Here is a 26,762-nt window from a genome sequence, read left to right as displayed (position 1 = left end):
GGTACCTAGGTACACGACGATCAGGATACATCGACTGCGATGAAACGAGATTCCATGCGAAATACGCGCCTTCGGCCTTGTTTAGACGCGAGTGAGAGCGGTGCTGTGGCTCGATGCTGATCTGCTATCCGATACCTCGTCGAGAGTTTTGACCCTCGATCGAGGCGATGGTGTCCCTCCAACCTCAACAAAACGGCTGTAGAAACGAAATTGTAGAGATTAGTTCCTCGATGGCGATTCCATTTCCAGCCTCTTCGTGTCTACTCTCGGTCTGCGGCTGTCGTTACCCTCGAATTTTCGCGTCTAAACACGGCCCGCGCCTTCTATTCGGAAGTACGCGCTCACCAGGAGGCTCGCCTCCGAGTCGGTCAATCCGAACTGATCCTGGACGACGGGAAGTGCCGGTGCGACGAGTGGAACGCCCAGTGGCGCGACCGGGCTGGAACTCGAAGGCGGATACGACGTCGTCTACTTCGAGATCGAACCCGGGAAGGAACTGGGGACCCACAAAGATAGCCCCGAAGAACTCATTGTCTGCCTCGAAGGCGACGGCATCGAGGCCTGGGCCGGGGACGCGGAGGGAACCATCGGCGCCGGCGACCTGGCGGTGATTCCACCGCTGGCACCCCACGGCTTCCGCAATACAGGCGATGTGACGGCTCGTTTCATGGGCATCTTCTCGGATAGTGCGATCGTCGCCGAGTTCGAAGAAGAACTTGAACCGTTCGGAGACCGAATCGTCAAGGCATAGGGTGGCGCATCGATCCCTTCGGTCCCCTCTGTCTTTCGATTATGCTGACACGGTGAACGGCCATGCCTGATACCGATCCAAATAACGATGGCTCGGAGGCTGCAGACGAGCCATCCGACGACTCACGGACAGACCGGCAGCGGAAGCAAAACGATACCTTGCTTCCGGCTGTCGAGGAGTTTCAGGATCTCCGAGACCACGATGACGAGGCCGTTCGACGTATTGCGAACGGAACGGTCACGCGACTTGCTCGAGAACGACCAGAGGCTGTCGGCGATGGGTAGTCAGAGAAGTGGCTCTTTAAACTTCTCAGGAAGTGATGGGTTTCAGCAGCCGTGCCGTGTACGTGCGTTGTATCATTGTAGAGATCCAACGAACTACCACAATGCTACCAGAAAGGGCGTGCTGACTACAGAGGGTGAATTCAGCAATCCAACTTCGTTTTCCGGGCATCTATGCTGAATCAGCTGCTCAGCGCACATATTTATCGAATTATCTGACAGCCGATCCGGCGTTTAGTTTGCACTGGCCACCACACAAAGCATTTATATTATTGACAGAAATCGGAAAGTATGCATCGTCGGACCTTTCTGGCAGGACTTCCCACGGGAGCACTCATCTCTCTCGCTGGCTGTGCGGCGTGGGGCGGTTCATGGGGCGGTTATTCCTCTCGTGAAATCACGCTCGAGCGAGTCGATATTGAAGCAGCGAGTACTGAGATTACGGACCACGCGACAGTGACGGATGCTGACCTAGTTCCATCCCCGTTTGTCACCGAATTGTTCTCTCGCCTCCGTGACGGGGAGCGAATTGAACTCGAGGAGATCGACCTCGAGTTGTTCGATCGCCGGGTTCACCATAGCCCGGTCTATCACGAGAGAGACGGTGAGATTTACCGCATCGATAGAATTGTAGTGAACGCTGGTCCGGTTACCGGCCCGGAATACCACGTGTCACGGATCGGGAACCTACCTGACGATGTTTCTGCAGACGATAACGCCGAGGTCTTGTCGTTCGCAGAGTTACCAGAAGTTGACCAGTGGCGGTTACATGAGGCGTTCAGTTTTTCGGAGAGGGCTGGTGGATTGATATTTTTCTCGGATTCAACAGTTATCGGCTACCACGATCCGGACCACGAGACGAACTCGGTACTGATTGACGGGATCGACCAGCGGTTTCTCGACATTGATGGGGATTACGTGGAATTGGAGCGAGGCGAGGAAGCGTCAGTACGGGTAGAACACGTACGGTTGGCCGCCGAGTATATTGCGGATGATACAGAGTCGTTCGCGGAATATGCGCTCGGTCACCAAGCGATTGAGCGGACCGAACTGCATCCCGAATTACAGGAACTTCTCGATGAACTACAGGCAAACGAGGGCTCGCTATACGCCGACAGTGAGGAGGATAGTGAGAAGTACGACGAACTAAATCGATACATAGACCAACTGAGAATGGCAAAAAAAGACCAGCGGATTCTCGGTCCTGGGCTGTATATTTGGTATGAGGGAGAGTACTACCGGGTCAACTGGCACGCTGATCACGCCCCGTAACGATTGTGTTCCGTACATAAAGCAAGTCAGCGAATCAGTATTGGTTGTTTTCTATTGGTGAGCCATCAAATCCTGAACAGACGCTCTATCTGCAAGTAATGGTACATCTCTCGTACTCCGCGCTCCAATCAAATGCTGTCAGAAAGGGCGCGCTGAATAGAGAGAATGAGTTCAGTATGACGATTTTGTTTGTTTCAACTCGAAGCCGATGAACGGGCCGTTCAGTAGAGATGCGTACTGGCTACGCCGGTTGATTGATCGGGAACTAAATCGGGAATCGGAAAACTCATTTTGCTTGATATTTGTGGTTACACATGGTTCTCGTCACTCGTCGGAATGCCCTTCAATTAGGTGGTGCGATACTCGGTATAATTGGAAGCGGTTGTACGGCCTTCGAAGATGAATCACCGGAAGAGACGTATCTAAACGACCTTACAGTACTTAACCGTGATCGCACCGAATACACACTCTTCGTTCTAATGATAACAGGAGAGAAGCCAGTATACTGGAATTCAATGGACGTAGACGCGTACTCAGAAGAAGAGGATCGGGCGGGTAGTGGCAAGTTCACGAACTACCCAACAGATCCCGGTTCGTACTCTCTGTATGTTTGGCGTGACGATCAACCTCGTTCAGAGTGGGAACAGGTCGATTTTGATAAATTCGATCATCCTACAGGTGGTTGTGTAGAGATAATGATCATGATCGGAGATGCAAGCGACGAAGATCATGGAAACATATCTATCCACCATTCTATTAGCTGTCGGACTGGGGCAGATAGTAATTCCTGAAAAAGTAGTCGTCTTAACTAGCCTGATCTATGCAGTAATTGGAATCCTCTTGGGAACACCTGTCTGGGTTGTCAGAGACCACTGTCAATTCTGCCAGCGTCACTCCCAGCGCGGTCACCACCACGAAAAAGTCGAGCGCGATCGGCGTGGTGCCGGATGCATCGCCTCGCACCGAGCGTGTGCTCTCGGAGCGGGCGAGCGTCACCGTCGGCGACGACCGTTCGGTTGGGGCCGCGTCACGCAGGGTGGCGGCGCGACCCTGGTCGGCGGTTGCATCGCACCCCGGGTCGGCAACCACCGGTAGCACAACTGTACTGAGCGACGACGATTTCGATGCTGTCGACGACGACGATCGACTCGACACAGCGACGGCCTCGGACGACCCACGCTGACGACACGGGGGAGAAACCGGAACGTGGAGCGGGGCGCTGAATCAGTACTCTCACCGGTTCGTAGCGGAGGTAACTATAATAGGCGACGAAAGAACGATCACGTGATGGCGGAAGAGGCGGACTCACCCGGTCATCCACCGGTAGGGATCATCCTCGTTTGCCTCTTGTTAGGGCTGTATAGTCTCTTCTGGATTCTTACGGGAATGGTCGGAAACGGACCTATTGCTCTGCTCTCGCTGGCCGTAGCGGCAGGTGTCTTGCTTCTCGCGTACTCGCTGTATTCCGGAAGTCGCACTGCCTGGTGGCTGACGATCATCTTTTTCGGAGGAAGCACGCTGTGGCGGCTTTCGCTTGTTGCAAGTGGGGAGCCGAGCAATCTCCTGAACGCCGTTGTTGGAGTAATGCTCGTCCTGTATCTCCTCAGCAAGCACGAGTTCTATCACCCCTCACAGTCCTAATGACCGATTCGCAGAGCTACGTACCGGAGGGTTCACTCGAGATTGTGTCTGAGAAATGGGGATCCGACAGCGCCGGCGATTCGTACCCCGTGGCAATCTCTCGTATACGCGGAGATCGTCGTTTCGAGCCCGAGTCGTGAACACGGGCCGACATTCATGGGATTCTTGGGTGGCTCAGCGCGTGCGGGTTTATAAACAGAGAATTAGAGGGCAGCGTGCTCGATATAGTCGGCAAGGTGATTGTGCGACCGCCCTACGGACCGTGCAGTAGAAGCGACTACCTCCGTTGGAATCCTTAATCAAGGACAGGTTTCGGCAGTAATGCGAGTAGTCTGTCTCAGAAGTACGGGCGGGAAATACGCGCTGCTCAGTCCCGCCACCGACCATACAGCCAGACCCCTCCCGACGCGAGCAGGGAGACGAGGCCGACAGCAGATGCGATGATCCCGAGGAACAATCCGTCGGGAAAGTTGAGGTCGTCCGTGTGGGACACCACTTCGACGGCATAGTGGGTGCCGTCGCGTTCGACGAGTGGCTCGTCGGGCACGGGTTCGTCCGACCACGGACGGTATTCGTACTGGTCGGGTGCTTCCGTAGCGTTCCGGATCTTGTCGAACGTCGCTTGCTGGGCAGGTGGAAGCTGTCCGTAGGCGACGACGAGTTCGTCGCGGACCGCACGCGCGATCGTGGCGTTGTCGACGGGGGTCGTCCGGACTGTCGTGGTGTCTGCCGCCGTCGAAATCGAGTAGTCGTAGTACGCGTCGTGGGAAATCGTGACGAACGTTTCGTTGCGTTGGAGTTGCTGGAGGTCGGCGTAGACGGCCTGACTACTGGTCGTCGCTGTGCCGTTCCGGATGGCACGCTCGAGCACGCGTCGGGTCTCGTTCGGGGCGCGGTAGTCCGCCGCAACGTACGGGTGCGTCAGGTCCCCGGTCCGAAACGAGAGGTGCCCGCCATATCGATCGGCCAGGAGTGAATCGTTCGAAGCATCGATCGGCGTCGCCACGTAGCCGGCCGAGGACCGGTCTCTGTCCGGTCCATCGAGTCGTTCGATGCCGATCGCGTAGGCTGGTCCGGGGAGCAAGATCAGCCCGGTCAGGAGGAGAGCGAGTACCACGCGGTTCGGGGACATGGCTCTCGATCATCAGCAGATTATAAGTGTCTTGTGGAGTGACACGAACACGTCGTCCAACATCGATGCATCTGTGTTGCTAGATAGTACTCTTCTGGAGAACGTGAGATGACGAACTCCGCAGCTATACTCTCGGCTGAGAGCACCCATCTGTCGCTTGCGAAGTTTTTGAACAGCGCTCGTGAACGTGATATGGACGAATCCGAGGCTCTCACTGTCTCGATCACGTCGTGATCTACGAGCGCGTCATCCGACGGCTGACGTCGATCCCGACCACGCAAGTCGGGCACAGTGGCTGGTGGGAGCGACTGAATATCTGTGAGGGCGTTGGACCTCTCGTCTCAATCACGCCACCAATGCGTACAGCACTTGACCGAGGTCCTATGGATTGTCCCGTCGATCCAGCGCGTAAATCCCCTCGTCCGTCGCCACGAACACGGATTCGTTCACGAGATAGTTCCTGATCGCCCCAGAGACCGATCCCTCCCACGTCTTCTCGCCGTCCGGCGAGAAACTGGCGAGTCGATCGCCGGCGTGTGCGAAGACGGCGTGGTCTCCCCCGACGGATTCTTCGACCACGTTCGCCGACTGAACAGGACCGCCGTCGAGCGACGCGCTCCAACGTTCCTCGCCGGTCGCGGCGTCGAGGGCCCGCAGTCGGTCCGTGCTGACGTACACGGCCTCGTCGTGGACGTCCACTGGCGGTCTGTATTCCGGGTTCGAGTGCTCCAGCGGTCCTGTCGTCCAGTCCCGGTCGCCGGTCGCGAGGTCGATCGCGTCCAGACGGAACTCGCGCCGACCGTCCTCGGTGCGCCCGCTCTCCGCGAGCAGGAAGAGGCGACCCGAGACGATTGCTTGGATCTCCGTCCGTCCCTCGGTCGCTTCGAACTCCCGTCGCCACAGCTCGTCGCCCTGGTCGACTGCGGCGACCTGATCGAACGTGACCACGTACGCGACCCCGTCCGCGACCGTCGACCCGGTGAGGACTTGATCGCCGGCCGGTTCGTACCGCCAGCGTGGGTCCCCCGTTTCCCGATCGAGCGCGACGACGGAGGAACTCAGCTCGACATAGACGACATCGGTAACGGCGGCGATTCCCCCTCCGGACGACTCCCCCTCGCGGAGATCGTAGTCCCAGCGCGTCTCTCCGGTCGCCGCGCCGAGGGCACGCACGGGCCCAACATCGTTGGCAACGTAGACCACGCCGTCGACCACGAATGGCTGGTGGTATCCGGGATCGATGTCGCGCGTCCACCGCTCCTCGCCATCGAGTTCGAGCGCGGTCAGGTCCGTGCAGTCGTCGTCAGTACAGTACCCGAAGTAGACGCCGTCGGAAACCGCGAGGTCCGTGTAGGAGTCCATCCCTACCGCTTCGCCGTACGACCACCGTATCTCGCCGGTTTCGGCGTCGAGCGCGACGATCTCCCCGTCGGCCGTCGGACCGGATTCGAAGAATCCGCCGTTACCGCGAGTGACCCCGGCGGTCCGCTCTCGGACGAATACCGTCTCCTGCGAGGCTTCGTCGAGCGTTCCCTCAACCCCGTAGCACCACCTGTGGTCGCTCGCGTCGGAATCGCAAGCTCCGCCACGATCGGAGACGACCAGATACCCGCCAACCATCGAACTACCGACCATGCCACCTCCGCCCGCCAGTTTGAGAACCGTTCGTCGTTTCATAATCGCATGGAATTACCGATAGCACAAGTGGTTTCGGTAAGCTAAAAGATCTATTTTGTCCCGGTTACCCGTATGAATCGTCGGATCCCGTGACTCGTAGGTTTTCGTCGACGAACGAGATTTGCACGTATCGGAGATCGCCTTCACCTCGACCGCGGATCGCGTCGAGGTCGCCATCGACGAACCCGCGAGCGAGGCGATCAAGCATCGCCTCGACGTCGCCTCGCTCCACAGTCACCGTTCTGCAATAACGGTCGATACGCATCTGCATATAGCGGCTGGTTCATCCTCATTGGCTGGAAAGTAACAGATGCGGCGCGATGGATGGTACTCCGTAGTCAGCACGCTGCTTCTGACACCATCTCGGTGAGTCGGTCACTCCTTGCTGAATAGAAGGCGCGTATCTGTTGAAGTAGTCGAACTAGCTCTGATGAGCGCACAGCTTTTCCGGTCGCTTACCGTTTCGCAATACAAAGCACTGGCTCTTGTGGGGTCGCAACGGATTCAACTCAGTCCCGTTATAGTACGTCCACTCTGAAAACCTTGCCTCGTCGAGTAACAGGTCGAACTGTTGCTTCGCCCCCGGAGAATACCGGCCGTTACGAGCCGTGTCGCCACGATCGATTCGGGACGACGTTCGGCCGCGATTGCGACCGCGTCCCTCGAGTCGTCGGCAGACGCCCGTTCCCCTCCGCCACACCCTGAAGAGCGTGGAATCCGCCCGTCGAAGTCCTGCCGGCGGTAGCGCTCGAGGAATCGACCCAAACGTTCTTGCTTCCGACCGTGACACGTTACCAAACGACTATTGCGTCAATGAAACTCACGGTCAAACCACTCGTCGCGAATCGATCGGGGGAGACGACGGCCATCGTCGAACGGGACACGATGGCCGAACTCGGCCTCGAGTCGGGCGACTACGTCGTCCTCGAGGGGCCGAGCGACGAGTCCACCGTCACCCAGGTGACGGCCCGCCCGTCGGAAGAGACCGGCGATCGGACGATCCGACTCGTGCCCGAGCTCGCCGAGACGATCGACGTCACCGCTGGCGAGCCCGTCGTCGTCGACCCGGTCGACGTCCGATCGGCCGAACGGATCGAGATCGCGTTGCCCGACGACGTGCGGCCGGACGAGGCGCTCGCGCTCTCGCAGCGAGACGCGCTGGTCGGTCGCGTCCTCTCGAGCGGCCGGACGACGACGGTCCCGGTCGCCGACGAGGCGGACGCGACCGAATCGACGCGGCACGTGCCGATCGAAATCGTCGACGTCGATCCGGCCGAGTACGTCCGCGTCGAGGAGTGGACCTCGATCGTCGTCTCGCCGGACCCGGCGGCGGTGTCGAGCGGCGACGACCGCGGCGCGTCGTCGACCGCGAGCGTCACGTACGACGATATCGGCGGCCTCGACGACGAACTCGAGCGGGTTCGGGAAGTCATCGAGTTACCGGTGCGCCACCCGGACCTCTTCGATCGACTCGGCGTCGATCCGCCGACGGGGGTGCTCCTCTCCGGGCCGCCGGGAACCGGGAAGACGCTGATCGCGCGAGCGATGGCGAACGAGGTCGGAGCGCACTTTCAAGCGCTGTCCGGGCCGGAGATCGTCTCGAAGTACTACGGCGAGAGCGAGGAGCGCCTCCGCGACGTCTTCGAGGAGGCCGCGGCGGAGGCGCCCGCCATCGTGTTCATCGACGAACTCGACGCGATCGCGCCGAAACGCGAGGACGTCTCCGGTGACGTGGAACGCCGCATCGTCGCCCAGCTCCTGGCGTTGCTCGACGGCGCGGACGACCGGGGGCAGGTCGTCGTCGTGGGAACGACCAACCGGGTCGACGCCGTCGATCCCGCACTCCGCCGGCCGGGGCGGTTCGATCGCGAGATCGAGATCGGCGTTCCCGATGCCGACGAGCGCGCGGAGATCCTTCGCATTCACGCACGGGACGTCCCGCTGGGCGACGACGTCGACCTCGAGCGCTACGCCGAGGACACGCACGGCTTCGTCGGAGCCGACCTCGAGAACCTCATCAGGGAGAGCGCGATGGGCGCGCTGCGGCGGGTGCGTGGCGACGCCGAGGACCCGGGTGAGAAACCGGGGGCCGTCGAAATCGTCGACGCCGACGTCGAAACGGCGCTGCGCGGGATCGCCCCCTCCGCGATGCGGGAGGTGCTCGTCGAGGTCCCCGACGTCGGGTGGGCGGACGTCGGTGGCCTCTCGGAGGCGAAACGGACGCTCCGGGAGGCCGTGCAGTGGCCGCTCGAGTACCCCGACGCCTTCGAGCGGGTCTCGCTACCGCCGGCGACGGGCGTTCTCCTCTACGGGCCGCCGGGCACCGGGAAGACGCTGCTGACGCGGGCGGTCGCCAACGAGGCGCGGTCGAACTACATCTCGATCGAGGGGCCCGAACTCATCGACAAGTACGTCGGCGAATCGGAACGGGGCGTTCGGAGGGTGTTCAGCAAGGCCCGGGAGAACGCGCCCGCCGTCCTGGTGTTCGACGAGATCGACGCCATCGCCGGAACGCGGGGCGGGGCCGGGGAGGCGGACGTCGGCGAGCGCGTGGTCTCACAGTTGTGCAGCGAACTCGACGGACTCGAGGACCTGGAGGACGTCGTCGTCATCGCGACGACCAACCGGCCGGAACGCATCGACGACGCGTTGCTCCGCGCGGGCCGGTTCGAACGACACGTCGCCGTCGACGCGCCCGACGAAGCGGCGCGTCGGGACATTTTCGAGATACACCTCCGCGATCGGCCGCTCGCTCCGGACGTAGACATTGACGCGCTCGCCGCTCGAACCGACGGGTTCGTCGGCTCCGATGTCGAAAGAATTTGCCGCGACGCGGCGATGAACGCCGTCCGCGAATACGTCGAGGAGTCGACCGAAGGGACCCCCGAAATCGACGACCGAGACGGTCACGAACGGGGGGCCGCGGTCGAAGCGATCGAATTGACGGGTACGCACTTCGAACGGGCCCTGGAAGCGGCCGATCGGGAGCCGCCGGACGGGATCGACAGGCGCGAAGGAAGGATCGGCCCCTTCACCGAGTTCGACCGCGAGTGATCCGCCTTCGACGGCGAGCGATATCGAGTCACCCGCGAGGCTAAGTAGTAGCAAGCCAATTGTTATCTTATGTCTTACGGCCTTCCCAACGTCCGACTCGGCGAGGACGCCGAGGAGGGCAATGGCAGCGACGGTGACAGCGGTCCCGTTCGAACGGTCGAATATCTTAACTTTGAGGTACTGGACGAGCACGGCTGGGACATCGACGACGAGGACCTCTTCGAAAAGGCGGCGGAAGCCGACCTCGACGACACCGATCACGGGATGGTCGAAGTCCAGGGGCGGCGGTACGTTCTCGATGCCGCGGAAGATCAGGGCTACGAGTGGCCGTTCGAGTGTCGCGCCGCCTCGTGTGCGAACTGTGCCGGGATCGTGTACGAGGGCGAACTCTCGATGGACATGGATCTCATTCTCACCGACGAAGAGGTCGAAGAGAGGAGAATCGTTCTCACCTGCCAGGCGGTCCCGATGAGCGACGAAGTGAAACTCATCTACAACGCGATGCACCTGGATTACCTGCAGGATCGCGTCATCGGCGTGCGAGAGGTGTAGTAGTCGGTAGCGGTCGATCGTTCGACCCGCCACGGATTCCGAACCGACGATTGCGGACCAGCGGTCGGGTTCATACGGCCGGCCAGAAGTCAGTGAGCAGTCGGTCGCGAATCAGCAGCCGTCACCCCAGGGGGCGACCGGCTTCGAATCGTCCCGTCCGACAGTATCAGGACTCGACCGCGTCTATCGCCGCCTCAAGGTTTCCGGACGCGGACTGCTCGGTTACGAGCTGCTCCTGTTGGTAGTCCCGTATCTCCGAGACGTCGACCTCGAGGTCGGCGTCGGCGAGCGATTCGAGAATCGACGCGAGAACGATCGTCTGCAACTCGAGTTGGGATTCGAGGTCGTTTACCTTCTCGAGGGTCTGCTCGGAGAATTCGGTGAGTGACGCCGAAAACTCCGCTAGATTCGCTTCGTTCTGATTGAGACGACGCTCGCCGAGACTGATCGTCGCGAAATTTTCAATCTCCTCGACGTCCTCCGACAGTTGTTCGACCTCGGCTCTGACCTCCGAGAGCTGGTCCTCGACTAACCGTTCGATGTGGCGTTCTAGGCTCGTCATCGTCGAACCCTCGGTAGCCGGTTCGGACGGGTCTTCGGTGACCGATTCGGACGGGGGCTCCCCGGTAGTCTCTTCCGTGGGACCGGCCCCATTCCTCTGGGAGCACTTGATCACGTGACTCATGTACGATCCTGGTAACGGATGCTCCTCTCCGCAGTGAGCACACACTGGCATGTGCTCACAATCAACAAGAGCGTGTAAATACCTTTATCAAATATTTCCCTGTCCTACTGCGTAGAATAAAAAGCCGTGCAGACGGAACGGGCGAATCGAACGCCACGTTCGTACACCGCGAGTGTTCCCCAGCACCTCGAGCAAGGGCATAGGCGGAATACGACGATGCGTCACTTGGGCATTCCGTCACTTATGGGGCGTACGTCGGCGACGTCACCTGTCTTTATGATCGGTGCAGTGGTATGGCGTACAATGACCAAAGACGTGGACTCGAGTTTTCTCCGCGAAATCGCGGACGCCCTCGAGCACGATACGTCGCCCAATGTTTCGGGAAGCACGTGGGAGATTCCCTTCGTGTACCGCGACCCGATCGAGGCGGAGATCGAGTTCGCGAAGCGGCGAACGACGGAACTCGAAATCGAACTCGAGTTCGAGCGAGCACGAGTCGGCAGCGATCTCAACGTCGAGTAGCACGGAAACGTGTTCGAACCCCGGTACAACTTCGGTCTCTATCACTGGCGACGGCGACTCGGAGCGATCGCCATCGCCGCAGTCACGATCACGATCGCGACGGTCGTCGGGAGGCGAACACAGCGTCGAAGCCGACGAATCGCTGCGCTGCTCGTGGCGCTCGTCGCGGCCGTCCACGGGTTCCAAGCGGCACGCCGACTGGGTTTTCCGGCACCGTGGGCGATCGAGCGGTACAAATACGACGCGCTTGCGGCCCGACTCCCGCTCGACGAGGCGGCGCGCGTCCTCGACATCGGCTGTGGAACTGGCCGCTCGCTCGTGGGGCTCGCCCCGCACGTCCCGAACGGAGCGACGGTGATCGGACTCGACGTCTTCGACGATCGCGTTATCCTCGGAAACGCGCCACAACTGGCGAAACGTAATGCCGACCGGGCCGGGCTCGCGGTCGAACCGGTAGTCGGAGACGCGGCGACGCTCCCGCTCCGGGACGACTCAGTGGACGTCGCGACCGCCTGCCGCGTTCTCCACGATCTCCCCGCGTCGGCGGTCGACGAAATGCTCCGGGAACTGCGGCGCGTCTGCACTACCGATGGGACGATCGGCGTCCTCGAGTTGCCGCTCGTTCCCGACGGCGTCGAAGGCGATCCCGATCCGGAACGGTACTGGACGAGTCGGGTCACCGACGCGGACTTCGAGATCAGAACCGTCGATCGACTCGAGCGAACGAACCGGACGGAGCCATACGTCGTTATAGTCGCCAGCCCCGACGCATCGACGGTCGAGTGAACTACCCCTCCCTACCGCTCGTCTGACGGTTCACGCTCGAGAGTGGGGGTTCCTGGTTCTACGACGGACTTTGCAGATACAGGTGTATCCACAGGGAGCGCAGTCTCGACAGGCGTTCGAAATCGCAAAGCGGATTTTCGCAGCCAATTAGAATCGCAGAGCGATTCTGAGGGCGTTGATCCGGAGCGTCCTGCTCCTAACCGCTTCTCGATGCCGCGAGAAAGAATGTTCCACGCCGTCGCAAAATCGCGTAGCGATTTTGCTGCCCGTCAGACGTAGTCTGACGACCGCGTTCGCGTCCCTGTCCGCCTCAAACCCGCAAGCAGGACAGGAGTGGTTCCTGTTTGACCGTGACGGTCTTGATGCTCGCTTCGTCGGGGAGATCACGGTGGAACGTGATGGGGATTTCACCGAGTTTTGAGAGCCCCAGTCGCGTCCGGCCACTCGTGTTCTCGAGTTTGAAGCCGGATCGACGGTGGGTGAAACTGCGGTACTCGCCTGGCGCTTTCCACTTCAGGGGGCCGGCGCGGTAGCCGTTCTCTTTTCGACCACGGTGCGTCGAAAGGTCGTCGTACAGCCACTGTACGACCTTCTGTAGTACCTTTGAGTGAACGCGTTTCAGGTCGGTCCGTTACTTCTTGAGGTCGGGCAGAAGTTTCTCCTCGGAGTATGCCGAGGTGTCGGCGTCCCGATTGAGTCGGTGGAGAAAGTGGTTGTAGACCTGCCTACAGGTATCGACAGTCCACGCTAACTGTTCGACGGGAGCGTCGGACGGTCGGAGTCGATACCTGTACTTGTAGTTCATCGGGTGGTGCTACTCGTCCTCGGGATCAGAGGTTCGGACGACTTTCACGTCCGCGCCACGCCACCGTTTCGGGACGAGAACGTGAGCGCCGTTGCCGGTGGCTTTCGCCGTCCCGTCGATGACTTCGTGGCCTTCTATTTCGTGTCTATCCATCACTTGCGTTTATACTTGGTTTCAACACAAGTGCAGCGATTGCGTGGGCCTGCGGGCCGAGCGTCGAATGTGTTTGAGAACCGCGCAGCGTCTCGTTCGCGCACAAGAGTTTCGCTCTTGTGAACGCTGTGTCCCCTCCTACTCGGGTCTTGCGGTCGCTCGTTGAGGAAGGGGCCTCAGCGCCTCAATTCAGGTAATACCTCCCGTTCGCGACCGATGAGGCGCCCGTCCGAATCCCGTAGCGGTCAAAGAACCGCGATCGGATCCGGCGATCCGGCCGTCCGTCTGCGTCTACGCCTCCATCGAGAAGACGGCCAGACGATCGTCGCGTCCGCCGGGACCGCGCCGGAGCCAGCCGCTCCCCCCGATCTGGACCGCGACGTACTGCTTCTCGGTGCCGGGATCGTACCAGCTCATCGGGCTGCTGGCGATAGACGGTTCGCCGAGATCGTACTCCCAGAGTCGCTCGCCGGACTCGCCGTCGTAGGCGATGAAGTCCCCATTCTGGGTACCGGTGAAGACGACGCCGGTCTCAGTCGTCATCATGCCACCCCAGATGTAGGCTTCGCTGTCGATCCAGTCGCGCCAGACGCGCTCGCCCGTTTCCGGGTTGATCGCCGCGATGGAACTCATGTGGCCGTTGTAGCCGTCGGGGACGGCCTCGATCTCGTCCTCTAAGATGCCGCCCCAGTACTTCTTGCCCTCCTCGTACTCCTCGAAGCGCCACCAGGCTTCCTGGGGCGAATTGTTCATCTTGAAGTACGCGAGACCGGTCTCGGGGTTGTACGCGGCCGGCTGCCAGTCGTTGCCGCCCATCGCTCCGGGCATGAACGGCATGCGCCGGCCCTCGTCGATGTGCGGGATCATCCGGTACATGTTCAGCTGCTGGACGCCCGGTTCACTCCGCTCTATGAGTTCGCCGGTGTCTGCGTCCATCGTATAGACCCACGCCGTTTTGCCCGCGTCCACCACGACGTCGGTCGTCGTGTTGCGATGTTCGATCTCGAGATCGCGGATGAGCATGCGCGGATTCGCGGAGTCGTAGTCCCAGACGTCGTGGGCGACCTCCTGGTGACACCAGAGGCGCTCGCCGGTGTCCATGTCGAGCGCCAGCGTGCTCGCGCTGTTGCGGTTTGGACCTGGCCGGACGGAGCCGTCGAAGTCCGGGCCGGGGTTGCCGATCGGCAAGTAGAGTCGCCGTTTCTCGGTGTCGACAGTCGCGGTCATCCAGTTCGTCGCACAGGACTGGTTGATGCTGTCGCCGACCCACTCTTCTTCGGGCGAGGTCCAGGTGTGCCAGAGCTCCTCGCCCGTCTCGATGTCGAGAGCGGTGTGGAAGCCTCGGACGCCGTACTCGCCGCCGGCGCTGCCTGTAAAGAGCATCCCGTCGTAGACGACGGGTGCCCACGTGGCCGAGTAGCCGGACTCGTGGTCGGCGGTGGACGTGTACCACTCCTCTTCGCCGGTATAGCGGTTCAGCGCGACGACGCCGGAATCGAGCGTCGTCATGAACACCTTGTCGCCGGAGATCGCGACACCCCGATTGTTATCGTCACAGCACAGTACGACGTCGGAAGGAACCGCGTAGGTGTAACTCCAGAGAACCTCGCCTTCCCGAGCGTCGATCGCCTTGGCGTGATTCGGCCCGTTCGACTGGTACATGATCGGCGGATCGCCGGGCACGATCAGCGGCGTTCCCTCCATGCTCGAACCGGCCCCGACGTTCATCGTGTACTCGAGGTCCAGGTCTTCGACGTTTTCGGGTGTGATGACGTCGGCGGTCGTACAGCGATGCTGCTCGTAGTTCCCCCCGTATGTGAGCCAGGCTTCCGGATTGTCGCCCGACTCGCGAATCATCTCGTCGGTGACGTCGAACTCCTCGATGCGGTCGACGTCGTGCTGGTGCGTGACCGACTTATCGGGGGAGCCGAGGACGCGATACCCCTGGTCAGTTTCTCTAACGATCGTATCCTTTGCGGCCTGTACGGCCCTATCTTCTTCGAGTGACATTGGTGATTACCTCGCTTTCGGTGGTGCTCGCATTTCGTCCGTGATCCAGAACACGTTCTTGCAGATCTCTTCCTGGTTGACGATCATGATCGCCGCTCCGGCTGTAATCGCGGCGGTTAGCTGGGAGTCGGTCAACCCGTCCTCGCGCGTGATCTCGAGCGCTGCCTTCGCCAGCAGGTGGAAGCCACCCAGCATCGCCTTGATGTCCCAGTAGCCGTCGTCGAGGATCTCGTCGGTGATGAGAATTCGATTCTGCCAGAGATGGACGTCGAGCGCGTTGATCCACAACAAGACGCCGCCCGCCGCCCGCTGGTGTAGCGGCGGAACGTGGTCGACGTCGAACTCGACTTCCGAGGGGATCTCTTTCGTCGGTACCCACCGGGCGAGCCGGTCGTTGTTGTTGGTCACGTCCATGACGAGCGCAATCCGCTCTTGTTCGTCGAATCCGAGTCGCTCGAGACCGTCCGTTAGCTCGTCGGAGCCGATCAGTTCGTGGGCCGTCCCCTCGATGTGCTCCGACGTGAACCGCGGGAGGTTCGCCTCGAGGCTCTCGAAGAAGTCGACGTCGACGAGGTGGTCGTAGATCTTCCAGCCCGGCTCGACGAGTTCGCGGTAGAGTTCCTCCGGCTCGGTCTCGCCGTCCGGAATCCCCTGCTCGCGGACCTCGGACAGGCGCTCGAGTTGTGTCGACAGCCGCTCCAGTTCTGTCTCGAGCAACTCGGCGTCCAGTTTCCCCGAGAGGTCGCTGCGGATCGCTTCGCCCATCGAAGCGAACGCGGGATCGTCCGTCTCGTCGACCGCTTCGCGCAGCCGGTCGATGGTCAGACGGTCACCGTCACCGACCCGTTCGACGTCGAGCGTGCGCGCGAGCTGTCGCTGTGCTTCGTCAGTAATGTGTGCTGTCGTCATGCGTACACCACGTGATATCTACCGTGAGCCATGTTTTCAACTACCATACAGGAGTGTCGCCAACGTACACACGCTTAGAACTTATTATAATAATATTCACAATAAGGAGTAAAATCATGTGTTGACGGCTATCTCCGGCACGAATTACGATCTGGACGTCGCTCGCGTCCAGATGATGAACGGTACTAATGGTGACTGCCAGCAATAAAAAGAACCAGTACGAATGGAACTCGAGAAGAAAGGGACGCCATTGTGGTTCGGGTCAGCGCTGGGTCCTGTCGGGGAACGCGTCGGTGACCCCCACGTCGCCCCAGTCGGGCTGTTCCCGCGGCGGAGCGAGGACGCCAATTCCGACGGCCGGTTCTGTGGATCGGTTCTCTGCGCCGTGTAGCTCCTGACTCGGAAACCGATAACAATCCCCCGGCGAGAGCGTGATTTTCTGGTCTTCGGTCAGTGCAACCAATGTCCCGCTGAGAACGTACCCGATCTGTTCGTTGTGGTGTCGATGGACCGGTAACGTCGCCCCCGGCTCGATGCGCCAGGACTTTACGCTCGCTCGCCGACCCATCGCGAGGTCGGCGAGGTACACGCCGTCGCTGACCTCCTCGTACGACGCGTCACTGGTATTCGTTCTCTCCATAGTACCGTACCTAGTGTTACCAATCACCAACGCCTCTCATAAATATTCGCGAGAAACCTTTATACGTCCCTTCGTGATTACTGCGACCTGTATGCCAGAGGATAACACACTCCGGCTGTTCCACCTTCCGTTCTCGTTCGTGCTTCCACAGCGGGTGGCGGCCGAGCGCGGGTACTTCGAGGCGGAAGGGATCGAAGCCGAACTAGTCGAGCGGGATCGACGCACCGTGGAACTGAAGTATATCCCCGCGGAGGAAACGCTAACGGAGGATTACGAGGTCGATCTGTACCCCGTCTGCAAGTGGGAGAGTCTCAAACGGACCTGGGAGATGGGTGACGGACGGATCGTCGCTAACGGTACCTTCACCGAGCAGCCCTATACGGTGTTCATCCGACCGGAGACGCCGATAGACGACCCGGCCGACCTGGCCGGCGTCGACGTCGCCGTCAACAGACGGACCGGCCAGGAGTACACCGCGATGCGAGCGCTCGAGGAACACGTCGATCCGGCGGACGTGCAACTCGTCCACTACGGGATGCCGACCGACCGGCTGCGGGCGCTGCGGGACGGCGAGGTCGACGCGATCACCCTGCTCGATCCGCAGTCCACGCTGGCCGAGCAGCTCGGCTTCGAACCCGTCCTCGAGTTCGAGAACCACGTGGGGATCGTCGGCGGCGACGGCACCGACTCGGAGATCGTCGACGCCTACGTCGCGGCCTACGCCCGCGCCGCCCGCGACATCAACGAAAATCCCGAGGCGTTCCGCGACGAGTACCTCGAGATGCTCGAGAAGGACGCCCGCGTCGCCCCCGACCTCTTCGAGGACGTCGACATGGCGGCACTCAGAGAGCGCGTCACGGTACCGCGCTACGAGGTGCCGGAGTTCGCCGATCGGGCCGACCTCGGCGCCCAACTGGAGTGGATGAAAGATCGCGAGCTGATCGACGGCGACGCGGAGATCGACGCCATCGTTGCCTCGCTGGGGTGATCCGGATGGCAGGAACCACTACTGTCGACATCGAGAGCCAGCAGGCCGAACTGGACGCCCACCACGACGGGCCCGGCAATCGGCCCGTTCTCCGGGCCCGGTTCGAGCACAACGGGAGTCCCCGGTACATGCTCTACACCATCAAACGGCTCGGGCTCGACCACGAGCACGGCTTCCACCTTGACGTCGAACTCGTTTCGGACGAACTCGAGGGAGGGGTCGAGACCGTCGAGGCGAAACTACAAGAGGGCGACGCCGACCTCATCGACATCGACTACATCTCGACGGCACGCGAACGGGCCGAAGGGGCACCGATTGTGGCTGTCCATCCCTACGGGCGAACGGTTGGCGGGCTCGTCGCGCCGACTGACTCGCCGATAGAGAAGCTGACGGACCTCCGCAACCGTCGAGTCGGCGTCGTCCGTCGTCTCGACAAGAACTGGATCCTGGTGCGCGCCGCGTGTCGGAACCGCCACGGATTCGATCCCGACGACGAGGCGACGCCGGTCGAGTCGGGCTCGAAGGTGGAACTCACTCGAATGCTGCGCGACAGCGAGGTCGACGCGATCCTCCAGTTCTGGCCGATCGTCCCCGAGATCACCGAAACGGGCGACTACCGGGAGGTGCTACCCATGTCGCGTCTCGTACAGGACCTGTCGGGTACCGACCGGAAGCTCCCGATCTCGACGTTCCTGACGAGCGAGACGTACCTCTCGGAAAACCCCGAGGCCGTCCGCGGGTTCAAAGGCGCATACCGCGACGCCGTCGACCGACTGACGATCGACGACGACCTCTGGGAGGTTATCGGCGAGCGGTTGATGTACGAAAACGATCCTTCGGTCGTCCGCGCCGTTCGCGACGGCTGGCGGGACATGGTCGTCGCCGACTGGGACGAGGAGACAATCGCGGGAATGAACCGGCTGTTCGACCATCTGCTCGACGTCGCTGGACCCGACGCTCTCGGCGTTGATCACATCCCCGACGGACTGTTCCGGCTGGAGGTGTGATCAGTATGAATACCGTCACGTTCCAACTCAACTGGGAACCGAACGGGTTCCAGGCGCCGTACTTCCTCGCCCGCGAGCGGGGCCTCTACGAGGATGAAGGTCTCGACGTGGCCTTCGAGGAAGGCCACGGCTCCCCGTTCGCCGCCGAACAGGCGGCCCGCGGCGAGGGTGACTTCGCCCTCGCCGGCGCGAGCGCCGTCCTCTCGATCCAGAGCAGCGGCCTCGAGCCGCTGGCCGTCGCGGCGGTGACCGCGAAGACGCCGGCAGCGATCTACACCCTGCGGGACGTCTTCGGCGAGCCCCTCGAGCGACCCGAGCAGCTCGCCGGCCGCACGGTCGCCCCCTCCGCGACCAAGACGCGGATTCTGACCGCCCAGCTCCTCGAGGACGTCGGAATCGCCGACGAGGTCGACCTGCTCGAGGTCGATCCCCACACCCACCATCGAGTCCAGCACCAGGTCCGCGACGGATCGGTCGACGCGGCCGTCGGCGTCGTCACCAACGGCCTCGAACTGGAACACGAACACGACCGAATCGCAGACGAACTCCCGATCGGGGACCACCTGCACGTCTACGGGATGACCCTCGTGACGAATCCAGAATTTGCAGCCGATGACCCCGAGACGGTGCGGTCGTTCCTCCGGGCGACCGCACGCGGGTGGGCCGAGGCGACCGCCGATCCGGCGGCCGCTGTCGACGCGCTGATCTCGCGTAACGCCACGCTCGAGCGCCGCCGGGAGATCGAACAACAAAAGTTCGAGACAGCCGCTCGTGACCTCCAGTTTTCACCTCACGTCGAGACGGCCGGCTGGGGGAACCATGACGGGAACCGATGGCGACGGCTCGGCGAAACGCTCTCCGAGACCGGCCTGCTGGACGGCACGATCAATCCGGACGCCGCCTGGACGAACGACTACCTCGACCCGGACGCCCCGATCGTCCGCGAGTACGCCGATCACGCATCGCTATGACGATGCGCGCAATCGATCACGTAAACGTCGACGTGAACGATCTCGAATCCGCGTACGCGTTCTACCGGGACGTCCTCGAGCTAACGGTCCGTCGTCCGCCTTCGGACTTTGCTGGTGAACACGCTATGTTCGAGGTCGGTGACACCGTCCTCACGCTCGTCGAGACGGGACGAGCCGATGGGTGGAATCCCGTCGATCTCGAGCACCCGCTGGACAAAGCGCACCTCGCGTTCGAGACCGGCCGATCGAGCTACGATGCGTTCGTCGACGAACTCGACGGCCAGTTCCCGAACCAGGGGCCGTACGACTGGGGCGAGTTCGAGGGGTTCTACTTCCTCGATCCGGACGGAAACCTGCTAGAAGTGGTCACATACGAGCCGCCGATCGAGGAGCGTGACCGGCCGCTGCTGACGCATGACGTCACGTGATCTCCGCGTCCTCGTCGGTCGCGGACCGACGCAGCACGACCGATCATATTAAAAAGATTCTCCAAATCATTTATGCCTCCCTTCGTGGTCAGTCGGACTTGGTGAGATTGTGAATACCACGCACTGTACGCGTCGAGGGGTCTTGGCGCTCGGCGGCGGGATTGCCGTGTCCGGGTGCATCGGACGCTTTGGAGGCGCCGGTTCGGGAGAGGGGATCGGATCGGCGACGCTGTTGCTCAACTGGAACATGAGCGGCCTGCATGTTCCCTACGTCGCCGCTCGCGAGAACGGGTTTTACGAGGAGGAGGGGGTCGCAAACGTCGAGTTCGAAAGCGGCGACGGAGCCGACTTCGCGGCGAACCAGGCGGGACTCGGTAACGTCGAATTCGCCATCTCGAGCGCCGATCAGATCCTGACCGTCAACGCCAAGGACCTCTCGCCCGTCGCCGTCGGGGTCGTGATGCAACGGAACCCCAACGTCGTCTTCGCCGATCGAAATGCCTTCGGCGAACTCGACGATCCCGAGGACCTCGAAGGAGCGACTGTTGGAAGTGGCCCGGGGATGGTCCGGATGATGACGGAAGCGTTTCTCGCTCACCACGGCGTGTTGGACAGCATCGAGTACGTCGACTCGGGGTTCGACACCGTTCAACAGTTGCTCAACGGGAATATCGGCGCCGCTGGCGGCGTGTTCAGCGACGTCGTCGACGCGAACCAGCAAGGCGGCGAAATCGACGTCCTCGAGATCGAATCGGCCATCCCCTCCTACGGCCACCTCGTCGCGACCGACCGAAGCTTCGCCGAGGAGAACCCCGACGCAGTTTCCGGGTTTCTCCGGGCGACCGCCAAAGGTGCTGCGTGGGCGGTCGAGAACCCCGACGAAGCGATCGATCAGCTCGTGGACGTCCAACCTGAACTCGAGGAGGTGCGGGAGAATCAGGCCGGCAAGTGGGAGCGGATGTACACGGGCTACCTGATCTCCGAGACCGTCGAAGCCGAGGGATGGGGTGCAAGCGATTCGGAACCGTGGACGGAAACGAACGACATCCTCGCTGACGCCGGGGTCCTCGAGAACGACGTCGACCCCGACTCGGTGTGGACGAACGACTACCTCGGCGACTCCGAGTACGTCTCGGATTTCGCCGAACGAATCGAGACGGATACGTGACCAACGACGGACTCTCGGACGCGAAGCAAACGCCGTCGACGTCGCCAGCAGCATCGCTGTCGACGTCCCAGCGACCTTCACGGGCCTCGGCTCCAGCCGATCGATCCTCGATCGACGGGAGCCCCGACGAACGCGAGCGCCGACAAGGCGCGATGCACTCGATCAGCGAGGACGCCGTCGACGGTTCTACAGCTCCCGCGCGCGAACTCGTGAGCGGAGCGTTCCCACCAGCGATCGTGTTCGTCTTACTCTTCGCGGCGTGGCACGGCGCCGTCGTCCGCTACGGTATTCCGTCGGTCGTCCTCCCGTCGCCGATCGAGGTCGGAGCCCGCCTCCTCGAGACGTATCCGACGTTGCTGGGGGACGCCGCCGTCACGAGTGCGACCGCCGGCACGGGACTCGTCTTGGGCAGTGTCGTGGGGGCGACGCTCGCCTTCGCGATGATGCACTCGCGAAAGGCGATGGGGACGGTCCTCCCATACGTGGTCGCGTTGCGAATCGCCCCGGTGATCGCCATCGCACCACTGCTGTTTCTCTGGTTCGGACGTGGCCTGCCCGCGCGCGCCCTCGTCGTCGCGACGTTGACGGTCTTTCCGATCACGATCGCGACCCTCGACGGGCTCCGAGAGACCCCGGAGCGGTATCTCGAGATGATGGAGACGATCGACGCGTCGAAGACCGCGGTCTTCCTCCACGTTCGCGTTCCCGCGGCTGCGTCGAGCATCTTCGCCGGCGTCAAAATCGCGGCGACGCTGAGCGTCATTGGGGCCGTCGTCACGGAGTTCGTCACGCTCGATGCTGGCCTCGGCTATCGGGTGTTCGAGACGTCGACCTACCTCCGAACTGCCGAGACCTATGCCGCCCTCGTCGTTCTCTCGCTGCTCGGGATCGGGTTCTACCTCGTCCCGGTCGTGATCGAGCGCGCGCTCTGGCAACCCTGAGACGTCCGTGAAATGAGCGTCAGTCAGGTCTGCCGGCCTCCACGTCCAGGTTGAGCCGATCGTACACGCCGCGTTGAGCCAGGACGACCGCCCCGTACAGCGCGAGTCCCTCGAGTAACAGGATGAGCAGGGCGGCGAGCATCACGTCCGGTCGAACGGTCTCCGACCCCAGAAGGATGAGAAATCCCAGTCCGCTGTCCGAGACGACCCACTCCGCAACGACCGCGCCGACGACGGCGAGGGTCACTGACTGCTTGAGTCCCGCGAATAAGTCGGGGATCGCATACGGAACGTCGACGTACAGGATCCGCTCGAGCGGTCCCGCGTTCACCGATTGCAACAGTTCGTGATATGCCGGCGGCGCGCGTTCGAGCCCCGCTGCCGTACTCAACACGAGCGGAAAAAACGTGACGAGTGCGACGAAGACGATCGCGGTCGCGGTTCCCGTCCCCAAGTAGATGAGCAACAGCGGCGCGATCGCGAGTTTTGGTAGCACCCGAATGGTGACGAGGTACGGGTACACGGCCCGGCGGAACCACGGGACGTATGTGACGAAAACCGCGAGGGTGATTCCGGATGCGATCCCGACGGATCCACCGTAGACGATCTTCTCGAGGGTGTGCCAGGCGTTGGCGAGGTATAGCCGTGGATTGTCGACCAGCCGCGCGACGACGGCGTCGGGTGGCGGGAGCACGAACGGCGGAACGTCGGTCACCAGCGTGATCAGCCACCAGAGTGCGACGCCGACGCAGAGCGCGCTCGCCGGATACACCGCGTCGGACGCGTCGAAACGGATTCGTTCGTTCATGTCGTCTCGCGCTCGTCGCTTTCGTAGAGCGTCCGGCGCACCGCCGCGACCTGTTCCTGAAATGCTCGAGAGCCAAAAACCTCCGTGTCGCGCGGTTCGGAGAGGTCGACATCGAACGTCGCCGCGATTCGTCCGGGACTGTCCCGCATCACCACACACCGGTCGCCGAGGAAAACCGCCTCGGGAACGCTGTGGGTGACGAAAACGATCGTCTTCCGCTCGCGCCGCCAGAGCGATCGGATCTCGACGCCGAGTTCGTCACGGGTGATCTCGTCGAGTTCCCCGAACGGCTCGTCCATCAGCAACACGTCCGCGCCGAGGTGGATCGTCCGAGCGATCGCGACTCGCTGTCTCATCCCGCCCGAGAGCTCGCTCGGCCGGGCGTCCTCGAATCCGTCGAGCCCCATCGATCGGAGTAACGTGCGCGCCCCTTCGCGATCGGGGTCTTTGTCCGCCATCTGCCGAAGGAACACGACGTTCTCGATGGCGCTCTTCCACGGCAGCAGCGTGTGCTGTTGAAACACGAACCCGACGTCACCGCGCTCCTGAGCGCTCGCGGGTGGCCGACCGTCGATGTGAACGCAGCCGTCCGTCGGCTTCTGGAGTCCCGCCATCGCACGCAGAGCGGTCGTCTTCCCGCAGCCGGAAGGACCGACGAGGGTGACGAACTCGCCGCGGTCGATCCGCAAATCGATGTCCGTGATCGCGGTGAAATCGTCGAACCGCACCGTGAGGTCTTCGAGTTCGATCATAGCTCGTCGGTGAGCAGTCCTCCTTGGTCGAGGGCCGTTCGCAGCCTGTCCCACGTTCGCTCGCACTGCCATCCCCACCCGTGTTCGCGAGTATCGTCGCTCTGACTGAATTCCGCTGTCGCCCGTTCGAACGTTTCTCGAATCCGTACTGGCTCGTCTTCCCCGATTTCGGAAATGCGCTTCGCTGCCGGCTCGGGATCCCTGTTCGCGTCCGCCCAGCCTCCTGCTGTCCCGGCGAGAAACGATTTCAGGTCCGGGCGCCGAGTTCGCAGCGATCGTTCGGAAACGACGATCGTCGGCCCATAGATCGGGAAGTGGTCGGTGAGAAGTAACGTATCGACCGTCTTTCCTCGTCGCTCTAGCAGTCTCGGATCGGTTATCGACCCGGTCACGACGTCAGCGCGTCCGGTCAGCAACGTCTCGCGTTCTTCGCCAGTCGTTTCGTCTATCTCGATATCACCCTCGAGTGCCGTCTGCGAGATGAACAGGCGGCCGAGTATCCCCGTCTCGGAGTGGGGTGCCATTCCGATCCGCCGGCCTTGTAGCTGATCGACGCTCCGAAGTTCCGTTTCGAACACGTCGCGAACAGTATACAGTACCGCCATCGCACGCTGGTAGAGAACAGCGATCGGTACGATCGGCATCCCCGCCGCTCTGGCCCTGAGAACCGTTGCAGCCCCGGCGAGAGCGATATCCGCCTCGCCAGAATGGACTCGCTCGACCGCACGAAACGACCCCTCGAAATGGTCGAGTTCGACGTCGATGTCGTACTCGTCGTACCACTCTGATGCTGCGTAGAAGGGGACGTGAAGTCCGTTCGGACGCCAGTTCAACGCGACCGTGAGATGCGCTTTCGGGTCCGGATTCGGGTCCGACGGTCGGTCCGTAAAGATCGTCTCTGCCAGGTCGAGGAGCGTCGACGCGTGGTACTCGTACGCGTTTCGACGACTCCAGGCGAGATCACCATTGGGGCGCCACGCCGACGGGGGCCGACCCTGCGCGTTGTCCCTGAGCGCCGTTCGCTCGATCAACTGGCGTTCCTCGAGTCGTCGAAGCGTGTCGCTGATCACCGACCGACTCAGTTCCGTGCCGACCTGTAACTGAATGGTCGTCGCGGGTTCGTCCTCCTTGTTTGCCCGTAACAGCAAGTACGTGAGCACCCGCGCAGTCGTTCGTCCAAGTCCGACGGCGAGGTCGTCGACAATAGGTTGGTCATCATCATCGAGTACCCAGAACGTACGCGGATGCATTCGTGATAACACATCACTTGATTCCCTATAACGATATCCCCGCATCACAGCGCTGTAAGCAGAAAGCCCCCATCTTTCGGGACGGAGCTGACTACCTCACACCCCGACTCGAGTTGGGTACTCCGTCCGCGGAATCGCTTTTAACGATCGGGGACCGTCAATCGGTTCGGTCCGACGAACTCGAATCGCCGTCACTGATAATCGGTCGCACTGTGTTCGTTTCGCGTCGGTCGGATCTTCCCGTGTTGTTCGAGTTCGTGGGCGTTGATCCGGCGCTGCAGGTCGGCGCTCGACCCGACGACGAAATACGTGTTACAGACTGAGCACTTATCGACGAGAAGTTCGTTAGCTGTCATGTTTGGGGAGGGCGGCACTGAGTAACCGAGTAACCGGACACTTGAAATCGGTTTCGATAGGGCCCCGGTTCTCGACGTTCGAACTCAGCCACTCGCGATGGATCACGTGCACCGTTGCCCACGCTACCGTTTTTTCACCGGGGAAATGATCGTCGAACGGCGCCGTCGAAGAGAGTTGATGCCGGAACCCTCGCGCTTCGCTCGCGGGAGACGTTACTGCTGGAGACGAAGGTTTTTGCGGGGGTGTGTGATAGAGACGCACAATACCTATGCGATTTCTTCTCGAGGAAACCGCCCGCGTTCGACAGCCAGACTACACCGGGGAAAATCGCTGTCTTCCGTGTACGGTGATAAACGTCGGTATCGCTGCTGTACTGGCAGCCGTCGTCGGTGTCATTACGACCGTCTGGACCGGAACGATCGTCCTACTCGGCTCTCTCGCGGTAATCTACCTCCGTGGATATCTCGTTCCCGGTACACCACGTCTCACAGAGCGGTATCTTCCCCCGTGGATTCTCGGTCTGTTCGGCAAGGAACCGGTTCCCAATCGGACCCTCGAGGCACGGCTCGAGGACGATCCCTGGAGGATGCTTACCGCTGCAGGTGTCGTCGAACGATCGACGACCGAGAACGTCCGCCTCGCCGAAAATGTCCGAACGTCGCTTCATCGAGAAGCGAGTCGGTATGCGGAGACGTCGCCCACGGCCAGCGATGTCGCCGAGATTCTCGATGCGACGGAGATAGCGGAGCAGGGGAAACGAGCGTTTTCGATCGACGGAACCAAACTTCTTCGCTGGGATTCAGACGCTGCATTCGCCTTGGATGCTGCGGCCGATTCGCTCCTCCGCGACCGACTCGACGACTGGCCCGCTCTCGATCGCGACGTTCGGCTGGACGTTCTTCGACGCATTCGTCTACTGAGCAACCGGTGTCCCGCGTGCGACGGACTGCTCGAACGGCAGTCCGAACGAGTCGACCCGTGTTGTCAGACAACCCATATTATAATCTGGTCGACGTGTAGGGGATGTGACGCGTTCCTCGGGGAGGTGTCCGTCCCTGAATCGAGCGCCGAGTCGTGGTTCCGACTCGAGGGGATTCCCGAGGCGACTACCGGTTCGTCTGATACAGACCAATAGCGCATACCCGCGTCTTCAGGCGCAGGTCAAGCGGTAGGCCTGGTGCGACACCTGCCGTCAGTAGCCGGACCGGATTTCGTTCGTAGA

General features: G+C 61.6%; 26 protein-coding genes and 1 pseudogene. 15 read left to right on the top strand and 12 right to left on the bottom strand.

Annotated features, from left to right (window positions below; genetic code table 11):
• Positions 1-439: 439 nt before the first annotated feature.
• The 4 genes from MUG98_RS05215 (at position 440) to MUG98_RS05200 (ending at position 3,945) form a co-directional block, all read left to right on the top strand.
• Entirely contained in the window at positions 440-751 is a 312-nt protein-coding gene (locus MUG98_RS05215) for a cupin domain-containing protein (protein ID WP_320443131.1), read from the top strand.
• Between the two features lie 572 nt (positions 752-1,323).
• Positions 1,324-2,304 carry a hypothetical protein gene (locus MUG98_RS05210; RefSeq protein ID WP_265111090.1) on the top strand — a complete coding sequence of 327 codons (981 nt, stop codon included), beginning with the start codon at positions 1,324-1,326 and terminating at the stop codon, positions 2,302-2,304.
• Between the two features lie 314 nt (positions 2,305-2,618).
• Entirely contained in the window at positions 2,619-3,095 is a 477-nt protein-coding gene (locus MUG98_RS05205; protein WP_265111089.1) for a hypothetical protein, read from the top strand.
• 496 nt (positions 3,096-3,591) lie between these two features.
• A complete protein-coding gene (locus tag MUG98_RS05200) occupies positions 3,592-3,945 on the top strand; it encodes a hypothetical protein (protein WP_265111088.1) in 354 nt (117 codons plus the stop codon).
• A 367-nt stretch (positions 3,946-4,312) separates the two neighbouring features.
• Here MUG98_RS05200 and MUG98_RS05195 read toward each other — a convergent pair whose 3' ends face one another.
• The 3 genes from MUG98_RS05195 to MUG98_RS05185 all read right to left on the bottom strand — a co-directional run bounded on the left by MUG98_RS05195 (position 4,313) and on the right by MUG98_RS05185 (position 6,992).
• Complete coding sequence (locus MUG98_RS05195) at positions 4,313-5,077, bottom strand: DUF7979 domain-containing protein (RefSeq protein WP_265111087.1); 765 nt, start codon at positions 5,075-5,077, stop codon at positions 4,313-4,315.
• Between the two features lie 381 nt (positions 5,078-5,458).
• Positions 5,459-6,754, bottom strand: a complete 1,296-nt coding sequence (locus MUG98_RS05190) for a PQQ-binding-like beta-propeller repeat protein (RefSeq protein WP_265111086.1) — start codon at positions 6,752-6,754, stop codon at positions 5,459-5,461.
• 64 nt (positions 6,755-6,818) lie between these two features.
• Complete coding sequence (locus tag MUG98_RS05185; RefSeq protein WP_265111085.1) at positions 6,819-6,992, bottom strand: hypothetical protein; 174 nt, start codon at positions 6,990-6,992, stop codon at positions 6,819-6,821.
• 575 nt (positions 6,993-7,567) lie between these two features.
• On the opposite strand from MUG98_RS05185, the gene MUG98_RS05180 reads away from it, so the two are divergent.
• Positions 7,568-9,808, top strand: a complete 2,241-nt coding sequence (locus MUG98_RS05180) for an AAA family ATPase (protein ID WP_265111084.1) — start codon at positions 7,568-7,570, stop codon at positions 9,806-9,808.
• A 69-nt stretch (positions 9,809-9,877) separates the two neighbouring features.
• On the top strand, positions 9,878-10,360 hold the full coding sequence (fer, locus tag MUG98_RS05175) for a ferredoxin Fer (protein WP_265111083.1): 483 nt from the start codon (positions 9,878-9,880) through the stop codon (positions 10,358-10,360).
• A 166-nt stretch (positions 10,361-10,526) separates the two neighbouring features.
• On the opposite strand, the gene MUG98_RS05170 is transcribed toward fer, so the two are convergent.
• Complete coding sequence (locus MUG98_RS05170; protein WP_265111082.1) at positions 10,527-10,922, bottom strand: hypothetical protein; 396 nt, start codon at positions 10,920-10,922, stop codon at positions 10,527-10,529.
• Positions 10,923-11,348: 426 nt separating this feature from the next.
• On the opposite strand from MUG98_RS05170, the gene MUG98_RS05165 reads away from it, so the two are divergent.
• Complete coding sequence (locus tag MUG98_RS05165) at positions 11,349-11,567, top strand: amphi-Trp domain-containing protein (protein ID WP_265111081.1); 219 nt, start codon at positions 11,349-11,351, stop codon at positions 11,565-11,567.
• A gap of 9 nt (positions 11,568-11,576) precedes the next feature.
• Positions 11,577-12,353, top strand: coding sequence for a class I SAM-dependent methyltransferase (locus MUG98_RS05160; RefSeq protein WP_265111080.1), 777 nt, complete (start codon positions 11,577-11,579; stop codon positions 12,351-12,353).
• A gap of 334 nt (positions 12,354-12,687) precedes the next feature.
• Here MUG98_RS05160 and MUG98_RS25505 read toward each other — a convergent pair.
• The 5 genes and pseudogenes from MUG98_RS25505 to MUG98_RS05130 all read right to left on the bottom strand — a co-directional run.
• A pseudogene (locus MUG98_RS25505) lies at positions 12,688-13,158 on the bottom strand (RNA-guided endonuclease InsQ/TnpB family protein); the annotation flags it as partial.
• A gap of 9 nt (positions 13,159-13,167) precedes the next feature.
• Complete coding sequence (locus MUG98_RS05145) at positions 13,168-13,311, bottom strand: DUF2080 family transposase-associated protein (RefSeq protein ID WP_265111078.1); 144 nt, start codon at positions 13,309-13,311, stop codon at positions 13,168-13,170.
• Positions 13,312-13,602: 291 nt separating this feature from the next.
• A complete protein-coding gene (locus MUG98_RS05140; RefSeq protein WP_265111077.1) occupies positions 13,603-15,321 on the bottom strand; it encodes a pyrroloquinoline quinone-dependent dehydrogenase in 1,719 nt (572 codons plus the stop codon).
• 6 nt (positions 15,322-15,327) lie between these two features.
• Positions 15,328-16,230, bottom strand: a complete 903-nt coding sequence (locus MUG98_RS05135; RefSeq protein ID WP_265111076.1) for a hypothetical protein — start codon at positions 16,228-16,230, stop codon at positions 15,328-15,330.
• 262 nt (positions 16,231-16,492) lie between these two features.
• Positions 16,493-16,870: a cupin domain-containing protein gene (locus tag MUG98_RS05130; RefSeq protein ID WP_265111075.1), complete on the bottom strand. Its 378-nt coding sequence runs from the start codon at positions 16,868-16,870 to the stop codon at positions 16,493-16,495.
• Positions 16,871-16,961: 91 nt separating this feature from the next.
• Between MUG98_RS05130 and MUG98_RS05125 the strand changes: the two genes are divergently transcribed.
• From MUG98_RS05125 to MUG98_RS05100, 6 genes are all read left to right on the top strand, one after another.
• Positions 16,962-17,858 carry an ABC transporter substrate-binding protein gene (locus tag MUG98_RS05125; RefSeq protein ID WP_265111074.1) on the top strand — a complete coding sequence of 299 codons (897 nt, stop codon included), beginning with the start codon at positions 16,962-16,964 and terminating at the stop codon, positions 17,856-17,858.
• 5 nt (positions 17,859-17,863) lie between these two features.
• Entirely contained in the window at positions 17,864-18,865 is a 1,002-nt protein-coding gene (locus tag MUG98_RS05120) for an ABC transporter substrate-binding protein (protein ID WP_265111073.1), read from the top strand.
• Positions 18,866-18,870: 5 nt separating this feature from the next.
• A complete protein-coding gene (locus tag MUG98_RS05115; RefSeq protein WP_265111072.1) occupies positions 18,871-19,836 on the top strand; it encodes an ABC transporter substrate-binding protein in 966 nt (321 codons plus the stop codon).
• Positions 19,837-19,838: 2 nt separating this feature from the next.
• Complete coding sequence (locus tag MUG98_RS05110) at positions 19,839-20,264, top strand: VOC family protein (protein ID WP_265112558.1); 426 nt, start codon at positions 19,839-19,841, stop codon at positions 20,262-20,264.
• 109 nt (positions 20,265-20,373) lie between these two features.
• Positions 20,374-21,432, top strand: coding sequence for an ABC transporter substrate-binding protein (locus tag MUG98_RS05105; RefSeq protein WP_265111071.1), 1,059 nt, complete (start codon positions 20,374-20,376; stop codon positions 21,430-21,432).
• A complete protein-coding gene (locus tag MUG98_RS05100) occupies positions 21,429-22,373 on the top strand; it encodes an ABC transporter permease (protein WP_265111070.1) in 945 nt (314 codons plus the stop codon). Before MUG98_RS05105 ends, MUG98_RS05100 begins: the two co-directional genes overlap by 4 nt.
• Positions 22,374-22,392: 19 nt before the next feature.
• On the opposite strand, the gene MUG98_RS05095 is transcribed toward MUG98_RS05100, so the two are convergent.
• From MUG98_RS05095 to MUG98_RS05085, 3 genes are read right to left on the bottom strand one after another with little or no spacing between them, the layout of a single operon-like run.
• Positions 22,393-23,181, bottom strand: a complete 789-nt coding sequence (locus MUG98_RS05095) for an ABC transporter permease (RefSeq protein WP_265111069.1) — start codon at positions 23,179-23,181, stop codon at positions 22,393-22,395.
• Entirely contained in the window at positions 23,178-23,933 is a 756-nt protein-coding gene (locus MUG98_RS05090) for an ABC transporter ATP-binding protein (protein WP_265111068.1), read from the bottom strand. Before MUG98_RS05090 ends, MUG98_RS05095 begins: the two co-directional genes overlap by 4 nt.
• Entirely contained in the window at positions 23,930-25,183 is a 1,254-nt protein-coding gene (locus tag MUG98_RS05085) for an ABC transporter substrate-binding protein (RefSeq protein WP_265111067.1), read from the bottom strand. Before MUG98_RS05085 ends, MUG98_RS05090 begins: the two co-directional genes overlap by 4 nt.
• Before the next feature lie 625 nt (positions 25,184-25,808).
• Between MUG98_RS05085 and MUG98_RS25635 the strand changes: the two genes are divergently transcribed.
• Positions 25,809-26,675 (top strand): DUF8054 domain-containing protein, encoded by an 867-nt coding sequence (locus MUG98_RS25635; RefSeq protein WP_486606251.1) that lies wholly within the window; start codon positions 25,809-25,811, stop codon positions 26,673-26,675.
• Positions 26,676-26,762: the final 87 nt, after the last annotated feature.

It is taken from the genome of Halosolutus halophilus (assembly GCF_022869805.1).
GTDB lineage: Archaea > Halobacteriota > Halobacteria > Halobacteriales > Natrialbaceae > Halosolutus > Halosolutus halophilus.
The sequence above is the reverse complement of the archived record's forward strand: the minus strand, read 5'-3'. Positions and strand labels throughout refer to the sequence as shown.